Annotated in this window: 1 protein-coding gene; it reads right to left on the reverse strand. The window is 63.2% G+C overall.

Annotation, left to right across the window (positions count from 1 at the left end; translation table 11 throughout):
* A partial coding sequence (locus E4O97_RS19745; protein ID WP_248162017.1) for an ATP-binding cassette domain-containing protein occupies positions 1-552 on the reverse strand: 552 nt, incomplete at both ends.

Consider the following 552-nt stretch of genomic DNA (forward strand, 5'->3'; position numbering starts at 1 on the left):
TTCGAAGGTGCGCACGTAGCGACCGTCCTTGAACACCGTCACCGCGTCGCAAATACGGAACACTTCTTCCATGCGGTGCGACACATAGAGCACCACTTTGCCCTCGTCGCGCAGGCGCGCAATGATTGCCATCAGCCGGTCTATTTCCCGCGCCGACAAACTGCTGGTCGGCTCATCGAAGGCGATCACGTTGGCACCGCGGGACAACGCCTTGGCGATTTCCACCAGTTGGCGCTGGCCCAAAGACAGGCGCCCGAGCTTCTCGTCGGGGTCGATCTCATCGGCCAGGCCCTTGAGACATGCCAGCGCCTGCTGGCGCAGCACGCCGCGGTTGACCACACCGAAACGCGTCGGCAAGTGCCCGAGGAACAGGTTCTCGGCCACGCTCATTTCCGGCACCAGGTGCAGTTCCTGGTGGATCACCGCGACACCGTTGGCGATGCTGTCGGCAGCGTTCTTGAACACCATGACCTGCGCGCCGATCTGCACGCTGCCGCTGCTGGGAATGTAGGCGCCGCCGAGGATTTTCAGCAGCGTCGACTTGCCCGCACC

The organism is Pseudomonas sp. W15Feb34 (assembly GCF_023127765.1).
GTDB classification, from domain to species: domain Bacteria; phylum Pseudomonadota; class Gammaproteobacteria; order Pseudomonadales; family Pseudomonadaceae; genus Aquipseudomonas; species Aquipseudomonas synxantha_A.